Genomic DNA, 15251 nt, shown 5'->3' with positions numbered 1-15251 from the left:
CTTCGACGACATGCCGCTGCGGCTGAATGGTGTCGAGCTGATCGGAAGCTGATCAGAGGCTGATCAGTACGCGTCGACAGTGCGGATCGAGGATGCGGACCCGGGGCGGCCGCAGTCGAGGTCACGCCGGTGGTGACGTTCTGCGGCCCCGGATCGTTACGTCCTCGCGCCATCGTAAGCAGCCGCGGGCAGGTGTTTGTTCCCCTTTGAGACGCCAGGCTATCGCACATTCATTCGAACAAAACTTCTTCGGGTCGTTCTTCACCCGATCGTGTGAAGCCCCCGCCCGGGCGCCCGGGCCTGTGCGCCGCACTAAGCTGCAACACCACAGACCTCCGTCGCATCGGGACCCGTCTCGTTCCGCGAACGCGCGGCGGAGGGCGATCCGGGGGAGGTAAACGTGACCACGGACGGGTTCGAGCCGGCCGCACTGCTCGCGGAGATCAACGAGGCGACCGCTCAGGTCCTGGCGAGCGCGGAACGACTGTCGGCCGAGCACCTGGCCGGCCCGTCGCTGCTGCCCGGGTGGAGCCGAGGCCATGTGCTGACCCATCTGGCCCGCAACGCGGACGCCCTGACCAACCTGCTGAACTGGGCGCGCACCGGGATACCCACGCCGATGTACCCGCCGGGCGACGCCCGCGACCGGGCCATCGAGGAGGGCGCCGGCCGGCCGCCGCAGGAGCAGCTCACCGACCTGTACGACGCCGCGGGCCGGTTCGACCGGGCGTTCACGGCGATGACGCCGACCGCGTGGGGCGCCAAGGTGACCGCGCGCAACGCCGGCGAGATCGCCGCGACGACGCTGCCCGGCAAGCGGCTGCGCGAGCTGTACATCCACCACGTCGACCTGGACGCGGGCTGGACGCCGGCGCACTGGCCGACCGAGTACGCCGACCGCGAGCTGAACGAGGTGGCGGCGTCCTTCCGCGGCCGGCCGGACTGCCCGCCGCTGCTGCTGCGCGACGACATCACCCACCGCGAGCTGCTGATCGGTCCGGAGGGCGTGGCCCCCGCCGCGGTCGTCTCGGGCCGCCGCCAGTCGCTGCTCGCCTGGCTGATCGGCCGCGCCAACGGCGACGGGTTGAGCGTCGAGCCGGCCGGCCCCCTGCCGACACCGCCCGCCTGGATGTAGTCGCCGGTAGCCGAGAGGGCGCGCGGCCGGAGAGGATGGCCCGCATGACGTATCACGGATCCGTGAAGGTCGGCGGCGCCCCGGCCGTGCGCGAGCTGGCCGAGCTGATGATCACCAAGGTGGCCGTCGGGCCCTACGACAACGACGCCTACCTGCTGCGCTGTCGCGCCACCGATGAGCAGTTGCTGATCGACGCGGCCAACGACGCGAGTACGCTGATCACCCTCGTGGGCGACGGCGGCCTGGCCAAGGTGGTCACCACCCATCGGCACCAGGACCACTGGCAGGCGCTGGCCGAGGTGGCCGCGCACACCGGGGCCACCACCCTCGCGGGGCGCGCCGACGCCGAGGCCATCCCGGTGCCCAGCGACGTGCTCCTGGACGACGGCGACACGGTCGCGTTCGGGGCGATCGAGCTGCGGGCCATCCACCTGGTGGGGCACACCGAGGGCAGCGTGGCCCTGCTGTACGACGACCCCAAGGGGCACCCGCACCTGTTCACCGGCGACTGCCTGTTCCCGGGCGGGGTGGGCAACACCTTCGGCGATCCCGCCGCCTTCGACCACCTGATCGACGACGTCGAGCACAAGTTGTTCGACGTGCTCCCCGACGAGACCTGGGTCTACCCGGGCCACGGCAACGACACCACGCTGGGCGCGGAGCGCCCCAACCTCGCCGAATGGCGCGCCCGCCGCTGGTAGCGCGTCCGCGGGGCGCCGGGCCGGTTCAGGTCCGTCCGGCGCCCTCGGCGGCCCGGCGCCTGGCCCGGTGCGCCGCCACGTTCGCCCGATTTGCGCAGGTGTCCGAGCAGTAGCGCTTGCGGCCGTTGCGCGAGGTGTCCGCGAACACGTGGTCGCAGGCCGCCGCCGCGCACACTCCGGAGCGGCCCAGTCCGTAGTCGGCCACCAGGTTGGCCAGCCCCAGTGCGGTGCCGACCCGGATGCGCTGGACGAACGGCACCCCCGAGGGCGCGTGGTGCAGGTGCAGCCCATACCCGTGATCCACCAGCCGGGGGCGCGACTCGATCCGCTCCAGCAGGCCGTTCACGTGCGCCACGGCGGCCTCCAGATCGGTGGTCACGAAGAACGCGCGCAGCTCCTCCGCCCAGGCGAGCAACGGTTCGAGCGCGCTCTCGTCCAGGTCGGCGACCAGGTACGAGAACGGCCTCAGCACATCGCGCGCGGACTCCACGCCCGGCGCCGCGCCCTCCTCGCCGGTCCACGCGTTGACCATCGCGACGGCAGCGCCGACCCCGTCACTGCGGTAACCGTTGACTTCCATTGAACCCTTACCTAGGCTGCGAACTATGTAAGGAGCTACACCAGTACACCCATTACCCTAGCCAACATGGGGGCAACCCGATGTCTTCCCGGTGTGACGCCTGTGGGCGGATCGAGGATCCGCGTATGACCGTACTGTCCCGGCACCCCACATCCCAGGGCGAAGTCGTCTACACCCGCTGCCTGTGCGGCAGCGTCGGCGTACGACTGCGGCCGGACCCGGACACACGGCGGCCCCCGCACGAGATCCTCCTCGCGCAGGGGCCGCCGGCCGTACCGCTTCCGGGTCAGACGCTCGCGTCCCGGTCCGCCCGCGCGCCCGCCTCGGCCGCCGCCCGCTCGTCCTTCTTCGTCTTGCGCAGGCTCAGCACCGTGGTCACCGCCAGGGTCACCACGATCACGCCGAGCGAGAGCGGGATGCCGATCTCCGGCACGTGCACACCCTCGCCGTGCAGCGCCTCGAAGATCAGCTTGACCCCGATGAAGCCCAGGATCACCGACAGGCCGTACGACAGGTAGACCAGCTTCTTCAGCAGTCCGCCGATCAGGAAGTAGAGCTGGCGCAGCCCCATCAGGGCGAACGCGTTCGCCGTGAAGACGATGTACGGCTCCTTGGTGAGGCCGAAGATCGCCGGGATCGAGTCGAGCGCGAACAGCACGTCGGTGGTGCCGACGGCGATCATCACGATCAGCATCGGCGTGACCAGCCGCTTGCCGTTCTCGCGGACCACCAACTTCATGTCGCGGTAGCCGTCGGTGGTCGGCAGTACCTTCTCGACCTTGCGCAGGAGGGCGTTCTCCTCGAACTCCTCCTCCTCGTCCGACTGCGCCTCCTTGATCAGCTTCCACGCGGTCCAGATCAGGAACGCGCCGAAGATGAAGAAGACCCACGAGAACGCGGCGACCACGGCGGCGCCGGCGGCGATGAAGGCGCCGCGCAACACGAGCGCGAGCAGCACACCCACGAGCAGCACCCGCTGCTGGTACTGCGGCGGCACCGCGAACTTGCCCATGATCAGCACGAACACGAACAGGTTGTCGACGCTCAGCGACTTCTCGGTGATGAAGCCCGCGAAGAACTCGCCACCGGGCTCGGCGCCGGCGAAGACCGTCAGGCCGATGCCGAACAGGACGGCGAGGCCGACCCAGAAGATGCCCCACAGGGACGCCTCCTTGAGGGTCACCTCGTGGGGTTTGCGGTTGATGAACAGATCGACGGCCACCAGGGCCAGCAGCACGACGATGGTCAGGATCCAGGCAACGGGTGAAACGTCCACTGCGCCTCCGGCAGACGTGGGGGGTCGCGTCATCGCCGGAGGGGGGTCTGTACCCCTCCGATTGCCTCCAGGATGCCAGAAGGTAAAGGAAACACCAAGCGATCCTTTGCCAAACCCTGGTGACAAGGTGCCTGGCGACCCTTGTGTCGGGCTGCCCGGATACCCGTCACCGGGCGGGCGCGAACCCCCGGCGCGGCTTGAGCACGGGCGCGGACAGGCTCTCGGGGGCACGGGCCGGCGGCACCGGCAGGCCCAGGCTGCGGGTGCCGAGGCCGGCGAGGAGCAGCGGCAGCAGACGGGCGGTGACGCGGGCGTCGGCCAGGGCCGCGTGCGCGTCGGGGAAGGTCAGCCCGAAGTGGGCGCAGCAGGTGCCGAGCTTGTGGTCGGCCAGCGGCAGGCCGGACGCCTTGGCCAGCCGCATCGTGCACAGCGCGGGCAGCGTGGGTGGAGCCAGGCCGGCGGCGACGAACTCGGCCTCCAGGAACCGCTGCTCGAAGGAGGCGTTGTGGGCGACGACGACCGCGCCCGCGAGCAGGCCGGCCAACTCGCCGGCGATCTGCCCGAAACGGGGCGCGCCCACGACGTCGGCGGCGGTGATCCGGTGCACGTGGCTCGCGCCCACCGACCGCCCCGGATCGAGCAGCGTGGTCCACTCCCGCAACACCTCGCCGGTGCCGCGCATCCGCACCACGCCGATCTCCACGATCCGGTCCCCGCGCGCGGGCGAGAAGCCCGTCGTCTCCAGATCGACAACCGCGAACTCGGTCCGCGCGACCTCGGCGGCCACCCCGAGCATCCGCACCGGATCGGCGTAGGCGAACAAGGCGTCGTCCCTTCCCCCAGGCCGCCTCGATCACGACCGACGGCCCGAGAGTCTACGACCCCGGAACCCCCTTCCCCGCCCCTTTCCCCCCAACTCCCCAAACCGACGACCGATCCACCCCAGACGAATCGAACAGAGGCCAAAAACCCCAGAACCCCCGCCGCCCGCCCCGGAGCAACAACCTCCAACCGAACACCCCACGCACCAAATGACCAGGACAACGCAGATCCTTCGACCACCGAAAGCCACAGCCGGCCAACCCACCCGGGGCCGCCCCCAACCCCGTGACCAGGCCGGGCAATCCAGGCACCACCCAGCCGCCGGCCCACCGAAGCCCGCGCTTGGTTGCGGGGGGGTCGCCGATGCGGGGCTTGTCGGAGTCGGTGGTGGACCACTGCCGACGTCCGGAACTCCGCGACTCGAAGCTCCCGCCGCGACGGGTGTGTTGGTCAGCGAAAACCGGCCGGCAGCGGCGGGAAGAGAGTCGGTTGGGTCGGGTCCGCCGGGGAATTCCCCGTTGAGCCGCGTAGCTTCGGCGTGCGTTGCTCTTCTGGTTGCGGATGACTGATGCCGAGGCCGGTCCGAGTCGTTGGCAGACCGCTGCCGACGTTCGGGGCGCCGCGACGGCGAAGTCCGGCCGGCAGCGGTGCGATGGGCTGTGTGGGTGACGAAGGTTCACCAACCCGGACCGCGCGGGGTGCTGTCACCTCGGCCTAAAGACAAAACCACAGGTCGGGCGCACGGAGGCGGTTTCGGGTCGCCTCGGCATCCGGTTTCGGCTCCTGCCGGCACCTTCGGCCCTCTCAACCGGCGTCTGTGCGGTCGCAGCGCCCGAAGCCGGCTCTGATCGGGCGGTGCCCATCTCCCAACCGGCCTTCACGAGGCCGGAAAACACAAACCGGCACCCGACGCGCGACTTTCCACCCCGACCCCACGAAACCGCAGCTCACCGAGCCTCAAGCCCGCCGGCCACCTGCCAGGATCCGGTCCCACACCCGAACCACCAGCCGATCCGGCGCTTGAGAACACCCGCCCGAAGGCCACCGCCAAGCCACAGCCCCGGCACTCGCGTCAAACCCAAATCGCCCACCCCGTCCAGCGCTTGAGAACACCCGGCCGAGGCCACGATCAAGCCGCAGCCGCCAGCACTCGCGGCACCAAAACCACCCAGCCCATCCGGCGCTTGACGACACCCGGCCGGAGACCACCACCAACCACAGCCCCCGGCGCTCGGGGCGCGCGCACCACCCAGCCCATCCGGCGCCGGAAGACAACCCGAGCGAACGCCACCACCAAAACCGCAGCCACAGCACTCGGGGCACTCAACAATCAGCCCGTCCGGCGCTTGAGGACACCCGGCCGGTGGCCACCGGCAAACCGCAGCCCCCGGCACTCGCGGCACCGAAACCACCCAGCCGGTCCGGCGCTTGAGGACGCCCGGGCCGGAGGCCGAACGGCCTACCCCAGGTTGCGGCGCTCGGGGCGCACGCACCACCCAGCCCATCCGGCACCGGAAGACAACCCGAGCGAACGCCACCACCAAAACCGCAGCCACAGCACTCGGGGCACTCAACAATCAGCCCGTCCGGCGCTTGAGGACACCCGGCCGGAGGCCACCGGTGAACCGCGGCCCCCGGCACTCGCCACCACCAAAACCGCAGCCACAGCACTCGGGGCACGCAACAATCAGCCCGTCCGGCGCTTGAGGACACCCGGCCGGAGGCCACCGGCAAACCGCAGCCCCCGGCACTCGCGGCACCCGAATCGCCCAGCCCGTCCGGCGTTTGAGGACAACCCCGACGAGGCCACCGGCAAACCGCAGCCGCCGGCGCTCACCGGCACCAAATCCGCCCAGCCGTCCGGCGTTTGAGGACACCGCGTCCCGGCGCCCGGAGGCTCCCGAGCCCGGCCGGCGGGCCTAGTGGCCGCCTGCCACCCAGGACAGGAGTTGGCGCGTGGCCTCGGCGCCGCCGGAGGGCAGGTCGGGGGTGTACACCCACGGCAGGCCGATCCACGGATCCATGATGTGGTCCTCCGGAATCGCCGTCAGCCGCAACAACGACCGCCACAACGGCTCCAGCAGCGGCCCGAACGACTCCGCGTCCGCCCGCGACCCGACCACGATCACGTGCACCCCGACCCGAGGCCCCTCCTCGACGATGTGCCGCAACTGCGCCGCGCTGCGATCGTCGAACCCGAACGGGAAATCGTGCACGAGCAGCAACTGCCGCGCCAGATCCAGCCCGTCCGGCAACGAGTCCACCGCGTCGTTGGCCACCGCCATCCGCACCAGCTCGATGCGGTCCATGATCCGACCCAGCAGCGCCGAGACGTCGGCCGCATCGGTGGCCACCGGCCCCACCAGCAGCCGTGAGGCCGCCAGCGGCTGCAACGGCGCCGCCGCCGTGCCCTTGCCCGCCGGGTCGATCACGTGCACCTTGAACTCGCCCACCGGGAAGGCCGCGAACATCCGCGCGGTCAACGACACCGCCAACTCGTTGGCACGCTCCGTGCCGTCGCCCCGCTCGCCCTCCAGACCGGTGGCGCCGGTGTCCACCCACAACCCGCGGTCCATCGGCAGCCGCAACACCATCGGCACCCGCAACTCGGGCCGCTCCGGCAGATACAGGTCGCCGAGCCGAATCGCCGGCGCCCCGTCCTCCGGCGCCTGCCACCCGGCCCACGAAGTGCTGTCCCAACGCGCCATCACCGGCGGCAGGTTCGGCTCCAACTGCTCGACCTCGCCGACCAGTTGCGCGGTGTCGCGATCCAGCACCGCCTTGGCCTGCTCGGCCAGCGCCCGATGCCGATCCCGCGCGGTGTCCTGGGCGGCCAACCCGGCGGGCGAAAAGCGCGCGGCGGGGTCGTTGAGGACCCCCTCCAGCTCCTTGTCCAACCGGCCGTCGGCGTACTCGATCGCCGAGCGATAGGCCGCCGCCGACCGCGCCGCGTCCTCGAACACGCCCCAGACCTGCTCGTACAGCTTCTCCACCTCGCGCCGCGCGGCCCGCCGGTTCGCCTCCTGCTCGACATCCGGCGGCGGCGCGGCCCAGGCCATCCCGCCGTTCGGGTCCACGCGCGGCACGGTGCCCGGCTCGCGCGGCTCCGTGGGCGCGTTCGCTGCGCTGAACGGCGCGGCGGCCGGCCCACCGAGCGCGGTCCGCGCGCGGTCCACGACCCGGGCCCGGTTCTGCACCCCGACGTCCTTGAGCAGCGCCTCCAGGCCCGCCTCGTAGCCCTGCCCGACCGCGCGCACCTTCCACGCCCCCTGGCGCCGGTACAGCTCGACGGTGTGCAGTGCCCGCTCGTTGCCGAGGTCGGTGATCCGGAAGGAGGCCAGGTCCTCGCCCGCGGCGCGCACGGTGACCACGGGCGCCGCGACCACGCCGAAGCGGTCCACACCGCCGCCCTCCAGCGACGCGCCGACCAGCACCCGCTCGACCTCGGCGGGCAGTTTGTCCAACTCGAAGGTCGCACCGGCCTGACGGATCGTCACCCCGGCGGTGTCGCCACCGCCGCGCTGGACCACGTCGTCGTCGCCGCGGACCCGATCGTCGGCCCCCACCAGGGCCACCACCAGCTCGACCGGACACTGCGCCGCGACCTCGACCTCCACCCGGGTGTCGGGCAGTGCCAGATTCTGACCCCGTACCAGTTCGGTGCTCACGTGCGTTCGTCCCCTCCCCGCCCCGCCGGGACGGACCCCGCGCGAGCGGGCCGGGAGGCGTCGTCCGCCCGTCCCGGCCCGCTCGCCATGTGTGGTTGTGCGTCCTACAGGTGCGCCATCAGAGCCGGCAGGAGGTCGCGCAGGGTCTGCCCGTGGGCGGGCTCGCCGATCGCGGCCATCTTCCAGCCGGTGCCGTGCCGGTACAGCTTGGCCATGATCTGGCCGGTGTAGTTGCCACCGCCCGAAAGCGTGTAGCGGGCCAGCTCGGTGTTCGTGGTCTCGTCCACGATCCGGCAGAACGCGTTCTCGATCTCCTGGAAGGTCTGCCCCTGGAAGGAGCTGACCGTGAAGATGATCTGGTCCACGTGCACCGGCACGCGACCCAGGTCCACCAGGATCGACTCGTCGTCGCCGTCACCGTGCCCGGTCAGGTTGTCGCCGGTGTGGCGCACGGACCCGTCCTTGCTGGTGAGCTGGCCGAAGTAGCAGACGTCGACCGGCTGGTTCTCCGCGAAGAGCACGCACGACGCGTCGAGGTCGACCTCCTTCTCCCGGCTGCCGAACAGGCCGCGGCGCTTGATGGCGTCCCAGCCCAGGCCCATCCGGACCATGGTCAGCTCGCCACCACCCGGCTTGTCGAGTGAAATCCTCTGGCCCTTGGACATGTTGACGGCCACTGGCGACGTCTCCCCTCACAGATTTTCGGTCACGCGGCTCGTGGGCCCCGCCCCGGAACGAGGCAGGCGGGCCCGTACTGGCCGCAGAGTAGTCCTCGGGGGTCGCCGGTGTCCCGGCGAGCCCCCTCGGACACATTCAGGGTCACGAACCTACCGGTCATGACGTACGGACTCGGCAGGCCGTTCCCTCGGATCCGGCGAGCCGTCCCGCCATCCTGCTACGCGATGCCCGCGGCCTTCATCCCGCGCAGCTCCTTCTTCAGCTCCCCGACCTCGTCGCGCAACCGCGCGGCCAGCTCGAATTGCAGTTCGGAGGCGGCGGCGTGCATCTGGTCCGTCATCACCCGGATCATGTCGGCCAGGTCGGTCGCGGGCATGTCGCCCGCCCCGCCCTTGCGCCCGAGCGCCGGCACCGGCGCCTTCTGCCGGCCCCGGCCCCCGCCGGACAGCAGGTCGGCGGTGTCCGCGTCCTCGCGCGAGATCGAGTCGAGGATGTCCACGATCTTCTTGCGCAGCGGTTGCGGGTCGATGCCGCGCTCGGCGTTGTACGCGACCTGCTTCTCGCGCCGGCGATTCGTCTCGTCGATCGCCTTCTCCATCGACGGGGTGATCCGGTCCGCGTACATGTGCACCTGGCCGGACACGTTGCGCGCGGCGCGGCCGATGGTCTGGATCAGCGAGGTGCCCGAGCGCAGGAAGCCCTCCTTGTCCGCGTCCAGGATGGACACGAGCGAGACCTCGGGCAGGTCCAGGCCCTCGCGGAGCAGGTTGATGCCGACCAGCACGTCGAACTCGCCCAGCCGCAGCTCGCGCAGCAGCTCCACCCGGCGCAGCGTGTCGATGTCGCTGTGCAGGTAGCGCACCCGCACACCCTGCTCCAGGAAGTAGTCGGTCAGGTCCTCGGACATCTTCTTGGTGAGCGTGGTGACCAGCACCCGCTCGTCCTTCTCGGCCCGGATCCTGATCTCGTGCAGCAGGTCGTCGATCTGGCCCTCGGTCGGCTTGACCACCACCTCGGGGTCGACCAGGCCGGTCGGCCGGATGATCTGCTCGACCACCTTGTCGGCCTTGGCCAGCTCGTACTTGCCGGGCGTCGCCGACAGGTACACCGTCTGGCCGACCCGCTCCAGGAACTCCTCCCACTTCAGCGGGCGGTTGTCCATCGCGGACGGCAGCCGGAAGCCGTGCTCGACCAGCGTGCGCTTGCGCGACGCGTCGCCCTCGTACATCGCGCCGATCTGCGGCACGGTCACGTGCGACTCGTCCAGCACCAGGACGAAGTCCTCGGGGAAGTAGTCGAGGAGCGTGTTCGGCGCGCTGCCGGCCTCGCGGCCGTCCATGTGCCGCGAGTAGTTCTCCACGCCGGAGCAGGTGCCGATCTGGCGGAGCATCTCGATGTCGTAGGTGGTGCGCATGCGCAGCCGCTGCGCCTCCAGCACCTTGCCCTGCTTCTCCAGCAGGGCCAGCGACTCCTCCAGCTCGCGCTCGATCCCCACGACCGCGCGCTCCATGCGCTCGGGGCCGGCCACGTAGTGCGTGGCGGGGAAGACGTAGAGCTCGTCGTCCTCGCTGACCACCTCGCCGGTGAGCGGGTGCAGCGTCATCAGCGACTCGATCTCGTCGCCGAACATCTCGATCCGCACGGCCAGCTCTTCGTAGACCGGGAAGATCTCGATCGTGTCACCGCGCACCCGGAAGGTGCCGCGCGTGAACGCGACGTCGTTGCGGGTGTACTGGTTGCCCACGAAACGGCGCAGCAACTCGTCCCGCTCGATCTCCTCGCCGACCCGCAGCCGGACCATGCGGTCCACGTATTCCTGCGGGGTGCCCAGGCCGTAGATGCAGGACACCGAGGCGACCACGACCACGTCACGGCGGGTCAGCAGCGAGTTGGTGGTCGAGTGCCGCAGCCGCTCGACCTCCTCGTTGATCGAGGAGTCCTTCTCGATGTAGGTGTCGGTGGTCGGGACGTACGCCTCGGGCTGGTAGTAGTCGTAGTACGAGACGAAGTATTCGACGGCGTTGTTGGGCAGCAGCTCGCGGAATTCGTTGGCGAGCTGCGCGGCGAGGGTCTTGTTGGGCGCCATGACGAGCGTCGGTCGCTGCAGCCGCTCGATCATCCACGCGGTCGTCGCCGACTTCCCCGTGCCGGTGGCACCGAGCAGCACCACGTTGCGGTCGCCGGCCTTGATCCGCTCCTCGAGCAGATCGATCGCCTGCGGCTGGTCGCCGGACGGCTGAAAGGGACTGACGACCTCGAAGGGCGCCACTTTGCGTTCGAGATCGGTGATGGGTCGCACCCGATACACGTTACGTCCCCGGTCCGACAAACGACGGATGCCCGGGGGCGTGATCGGCCCGCGCGGAATCAAAAAACCCGAGCATCCCCATCAAACGCAACGGGTGGAGCGGGCGGGTGGACCCCACCGACCCAGGCCGCACCCGCGACCAAGGCTCAGGCGCCCGTCAACCGCTCCCACAACGAGTGCACCTGCGGCTCCAGCGCCGCCAACGGCCCGTCGTTGTCGATCACCACGTCCGCGACCGCCAGCCGCCGCTCCCGCGACGCCTGCGCGGCCATCCGGGCCCGCGCGTCGGCCTCCGGCATGCCCCGCAGCCGCACCAGCCGGTCCAGCTGCGTCTCGGGGGCCGCGTCCACGACCACCACCAGGTCGTACCTCCCGGCCAGGTCGTTCTCCACGAGCAGCGGCACGTCGTTGACCAGCACCGCGTCCTCCCCGGCGGCGGCCGTCAGCTCCGCCGCGCGCGCCCCGACCAGGGGGTGCACGATCGCGTTCAGCGCGGCCAGCCGCTCCGGCGCGCCGAAGACGATCCGGCCCAGCCCCGGTCGATCGAGCGAGCCGTCGGGCAGCAGCACCGACTCGCCGAATTCGGCGACCACCGCCGCCAGGCCGGGCGTCCCGGGCGCGACCACCTCGCGCGCGATCCGGTCCGAGTCGATCACCACCGCACCCAGCTCCGCGAGCAGCCGCGCCACCTCGCTCTTGCCCGCCCCGATCCCACCGGTCAGGCCGACGTTTCCCCTGCTGCCCATGCCCGCGCCCCTCGTCCGTACCCGGGTCAACCACGACCGGGCCACCGTAGCGGCCGGACGGCGCCCGCCCGGAAGGCCCCGGCCCGGACACGCGAAAGCCCGCCCCGAACCATCGGGGCGGGCTTTCGCACGGCACGGGACGTCAGATGTTGAGCTTGCGGAAGATCGGGCGCGGCACGTGGCGCAGCGCCGACATCACGAAGCGGAACTGACCGGGCACCCACACCACCGGCGACTTGCGCCGCAGGCCCTTGACGATCGCCTCGGCGACGACCTCCGGCGTGGTGGCCAGCGGCACGTCCGGCAGGCCCTCGGTCATCTTGGTCCGGACGAATCCGGGCCGGACCACCATCACGTGCACGCCCGTGCCGTGCAGCTTGTCGCCCAGGCCCTGCGCGAACGCGTCCAGGCCGGCCTTGGTCGAGCCGTAGATGAAGTTCGACTTGCGGGCCCGCTCGCCGGCCACCGACGAGATCACCGCGAGCGCCCCGTGCCCCTGCCGGGACAGCGCGTTCGCCGCCGCGAGCCCGGCGGAGACGCCGCCCACGTAGTTGACCTGCGCGACGCGCGCGGCGGCGGCCGGGTCCTTCGCGTCGGCGTCCTGGTCGCCGAGCACGCCGAAGGCGAGCAGCACGACGTCGATGTCGCCCGCCGCGAAGACCTCGTCGATGGTCTTCTCGTGGTCGTCGGGCTCGGCCGCGTCGAACGCGACCACCTCGACCGTGGCGCCGCGACCGCGCAGGTCGTCGGCGGCCGCCTCGAGCCCGGCGGAGGGGCGCCCGGCGAGCACGACCCGCCGCACGCGCTCGGCGACCATCGCGCGGGCCGTGGTCAGCGCGATCTCGGAGGTACCGCCGAGAACGAGCAGGGACTGCGGTGCGCCCAAGGCGTCTTTCACGGTGCGTCCTTCACAAAAGCGTGGTTCACAACAGACGGAGGAAGACGAAGGAGGGTCGGCTCAAAGTCCGAGCCGGCGCGCCTGGTCGGAGACGAAGACGCCGTCCGGGTCGACCTTGGCGCGCACCTCGCGGAACTGCTCCAGCCGCGGGTACATCCGGGCCAGGTCGGCCGGGTCCATCCGCGAGTCCTTGGCGAGGTAGAAGCGGCCCTCGTTGCCCAGCACGATCTCGTCGAGCTCGCGCAGCAGCCGGGCCAGACCGGGGGTGTTGGTCGGGAAGTCGAGGGTCAGCGTCCAGCCCGGCTTGGGGAAGGACAGGAAGCCCGCGTTGCCCGGACCGAAGCGCTTGAGCACGGTGAGCGAGGAGGGCGCGCCGTGCCGGCTGATCGTCTCGACCGCCTTGACCAGCCCGTCCTCACGGCCGAACGGCACCACGAACTGGTACTGGAGGAAGCCGGTGCGCCCGTAGACGCGGTTCCACTCCTGGACCAGGTCGAGCGGGTGGAAGAACGCGGTGATCGACTGGAGTTGGCCGACCTTGTGCTTGGGCGCCTTGCGGTACCACAGCTCGTTGAACAGCCCCATGGTGAGCTTGTTCGGCAGCCGGCCCGGCACCAGGTCCGGCACGGTCAGCAGCGAGCCGGTGCGAAAGCGCAGCGGGTCCCGGCGCTGCTTGGCGGGCAGGTCGTCGAGCGCGGCGAACTCGCCGCAGGTGAGCACGCAGCGGCCCAGGTTGGCGCCCTTGGCCAGGCAGTCGAGCCAGGCGACGGTGTACGTGTACTTCTCGTCCGTCTCGGCCATCAGCGCCATGGCCTCGTCGAGGTTGCGCGTGCGGTCGGTGTCCACCGACGCGAGCGAGGTCTCGATGGGCGTCATGCGGATGGTCGCGGACAACACCAGGCCGGTCAGGCCCATGCCGCCGGCGGTGGCCCAGAACAGCTCCGGGTCGTTGTCGGGGGTGACGGTGCGCTCGGTGCCGTCGGCCAGGAGCAGGTCGATGGACAGCACGTGGTTGCAGAAGCTGCCGTCGGCGTGGTGGTTCTTGCCGTGCACGTCGGCGCCGATCGCGCCGCCGACGGTCACCTGCCGGGTGCCGGGGGTGACCGGGACGAAGAAGCCGAACGGGACGAACAGTTCGATCAACCGGTCCAGGCTGACCCCGGCCTCGCAGGTGACCAGACCGCGTTCCAGGTCCACCGCGAGGATCCGGTCCAGGCCGGTCATGTCCAGGACGGTGCCGCCGCCGTTCTGCGCGGGGTCGCCGTAGGAGCGGCCCAGGCCGCGGGCGATCACCCCGCGCGAGGTGCGCCGCCCCAGGGCGGTCGCGACCTGCTCGCGGGTGGTGGGCCGCACGACGTCGGCGAAGGTGGGGGCGGTGCGTCCCCATCCGTTCAGCCGGACCCGTCGAGCGGCGGGTCGTACGTCGGCCGACGGGCCGTCAGACATGGAACACTCCCAGAACAAAGGTGAGAAGCCAGGCGAAGCCAAGGCCGACGAGGACCTTGTCCTTGAGGAGAACGTCCTCGGGGGACCCCGCGGTTCCGGCGTCCACGTACACGGCGTAGCGCAGGAAGGCGAAGCCGAACGGGACCAGCGACAACTGGTGCCAGGCCAGGGTGGAATCGCCCTCGGGGATCTGGAACGCCCACAGCGAGTAGGTGAGCAGCGTCACCGACACCGCCATCTGCCACACGAAGCGCAGGTAGGTGATCGAGTAGTTGGCCAGCGAGGCGCGCGTCTTGGCCGCCTCCTCGCCCATCAGCACCATCTCCGAGTAGCGCTTGCCCGCGACCATGAACAACGAGCCGAAGCCCGCGGTGAGCAGGAACCAGCGCGACAGCGGCAGTTCGGACGCGGTGCCGCCGGCCATCGCCCGGAAGAGGAACCCGGAGGCGACCATGGCCAGGTCGAGCACGACCACGTGCTTGAAGGAGAAGCAGTACGCGACGTTGAGCACCACGTACAGGCCCAGGACCAGCGCGGTCCCCGGGTTGCACAGCAGCACCCCGAGCACCACCGCGGCGATGCCCAGGATCGGGCCGAGCGTCCAGGCGAGCTTGACCGGCACCACGCCGGAGGCGATCGGGCGGTTGCGCTTGGTGGGGTGCTCGCGGTCGGCCTCGACGTCGAACGCGTCGTTGATGTAGTAGATCGCCGAGGCGGCGAGGCAGAACAACACGAACATGATCGCGCTGTGGCCCAGGACGTAGCCCTCGTCCAGTCGCCCGGCCGCCAGCGGCGCGGCGAACACGAGCACGTTCTTGACCCACTGCTTGGGTCGGGCCAGCTTCAGCAGGCCGCCGGCCAGTCCCCCACGCGGCGGCGCGGGCGCCTCCACCGGGGTCGGGGCCACGGCGGTCGCCGCCCCGACGGCCTGGCCCGGTACGACCAGGGCCTCGTCCGGCTCGAGCGACGCTTCGACTTCGGATGTACTCAAGA

The 15251-nt window shown here is 70.9% G+C and carries 12 protein-coding genes; 2 read left to right on the top strand and 10 right to left on the bottom strand.

Going from position 1 to position 15251, the window contains the following annotated elements:
* Positions 1 to 400: 400 nt before the first annotated feature.
* Together B4N89_RS22705 and B4N89_RS22700 are read left to right on the top strand one after the other, a co-directional pair.
* Positions 401 to 1135: a maleylpyruvate isomerase family mycothiol-dependent enzyme gene (locus B4N89_RS22705; RefSeq protein ID WP_078977665.1), complete on the top strand. Its 735-nt coding sequence runs from the start codon at positions 401 to 403 to the stop codon at positions 1133 to 1135.
* Positions 1136 to 1179: 44 nt separating this feature from the next.
* Positions 1180 to 1836 carry an MBL fold metallo-hydrolase gene (locus tag B4N89_RS22700; protein WP_078979548.1) on the top strand — a complete coding sequence of 219 codons (657 nt, stop codon included), beginning with the start codon at positions 1180 to 1182 and terminating at the stop codon, positions 1834 to 1836.
* Positions 1837 to 1861: 25 nt separating this feature from the next.
* Here the strand turns inward: B4N89_RS22700 and B4N89_RS22695 are convergent, their stop codons facing one another.
* From B4N89_RS22695 to B4N89_RS22650, 10 genes are all read right to left on the bottom strand, one after another.
* Positions 1862 to 2416: a CGNR zinc finger domain-containing protein gene (locus tag B4N89_RS22695; RefSeq protein WP_078977664.1), complete on the bottom strand. Its 555-nt coding sequence runs from the start codon at positions 2414 to 2416 to the stop codon at positions 1862 to 1864.
* Positions 2417 to 2702: 286 nt separating this feature from the next.
* Entirely contained in the window at positions 2703 to 3692 is a 990-nt protein-coding gene (locus tag B4N89_RS22690) for a TerC/Alx family metal homeostasis membrane protein (protein ID WP_201260884.1), read from the bottom strand.
* A 166-nt stretch (positions 3693 to 3858) separates the two neighbouring features.
* The gene (locus tag B4N89_RS22685) at positions 3859 to 4515 is read right to left on the bottom strand and encodes a 3'-5' exonuclease (protein WP_078977662.1); all 657 of its coding nucleotides are present in this window, start codon (positions 4513 to 4515) and stop codon (positions 3859 to 3861) included.
* Positions 4516 to 6433: 1918 nt separating this feature from the next.
* On the bottom strand, positions 6434 to 8182 hold the full coding sequence (locus B4N89_RS22680; protein ID WP_078977661.1) for a TerD family protein: 1749 nt from the start codon (positions 8180 to 8182) through the stop codon (positions 6434 to 6436).
* A gap of 104 nt (positions 8183 to 8286) precedes the next feature.
* Positions 8287 to 8859: a TerD family protein gene (locus tag B4N89_RS22675; RefSeq protein WP_078977660.1), complete on the bottom strand. Its 573-nt coding sequence runs from the start codon at positions 8857 to 8859 to the stop codon at positions 8287 to 8289.
* A gap of 218 nt (positions 8860 to 9077) precedes the next feature.
* Positions 9078 to 11159: an excinuclease ABC subunit UvrB gene (gene uvrB / locus B4N89_RS22670; protein ID WP_078979547.1), complete on the bottom strand. Its 2082-nt coding sequence runs from the start codon at positions 11157 to 11159 to the stop codon at positions 9078 to 9080.
* A 155-nt stretch (positions 11160 to 11314) separates the two neighbouring features.
* Positions 11315 to 11914: a dephospho-CoA kinase gene (gene coaE, locus B4N89_RS22665; RefSeq protein ID WP_078977659.1), complete on the bottom strand. Its 600-nt coding sequence runs from the start codon at positions 11912 to 11914 to the stop codon at positions 11315 to 11317.
* A gap of 142 nt (positions 11915 to 12056) precedes the next feature.
* Entirely contained in the window at positions 12057 to 12812 is a 756-nt protein-coding gene (locus tag B4N89_RS22660) for a decaprenylphospho-beta-D-erythro-pentofuranosid-2-ulose 2-reductase (protein WP_078977658.1), read from the bottom strand.
* Positions 12813 to 12872: 60 nt separating this feature from the next.
* The gene (locus tag B4N89_RS22655; RefSeq protein WP_078977657.1) at positions 12873 to 14258 is read right to left on the bottom strand and encodes an FAD-binding oxidoreductase; all 1386 of its coding nucleotides are present in this window, start codon (positions 14256 to 14258) and stop codon (positions 12873 to 12875) included.
* The gene (locus B4N89_RS22650; RefSeq protein WP_201260883.1) at positions 14251 to 15249 is read right to left on the bottom strand and encodes a decaprenyl-phosphate phosphoribosyltransferase; all 999 of its coding nucleotides are present in this window, start codon (positions 15247 to 15249) and stop codon (positions 14251 to 14253) included. Before B4N89_RS22650 ends, B4N89_RS22655 begins: the two co-directional genes overlap by 8 nt.
* Positions 15250 to 15251 lie beyond the last annotated feature (2 nt).

The sequence above is a fragment of the Embleya scabrispora genome (assembly GCF_002024165.1).
GTDB classification, from domain to species: Bacteria; Actinomycetota; Actinomycetes; order Streptomycetales; family Streptomycetaceae; genus Embleya; species Embleya scabrispora_A.
The sequence above is the reverse complement of the archived record's forward strand: the minus strand, read 5'-3'. Positions and strand labels throughout refer to the sequence as shown.

Excerpts from the sequence above, each read along its gene's own strand:
- B4N89_RS22700 (WP_078979548.1), top strand. The coding sequence starts at position 1,180 with ATGACGTATCACGGATCCGTGAAGGTCGGCGGCGCCCCGGCCGTGCGC.
- B4N89_RS22695 (WP_078977664.1), bottom strand. The coding sequence starts at position 2,416 with ATGGAAGTCAACGGTTACCGCAGTGACGGGGTCGGCGCTGCCGTCGCG.
- coaE (WP_078977659.1), bottom strand. The coding sequence starts at position 11,914 with ATGGGCAGCAGGGGAAACGTCGGCCTGACCGGTGGGATCGGGGCGGGC.
- B4N89_RS22655 (WP_078977657.1), bottom strand. The coding sequence starts at position 14,258 with ATGTCTGACGGCCCGTCGGCCGACGTACGACCCGCCGCTCGACGGGTC.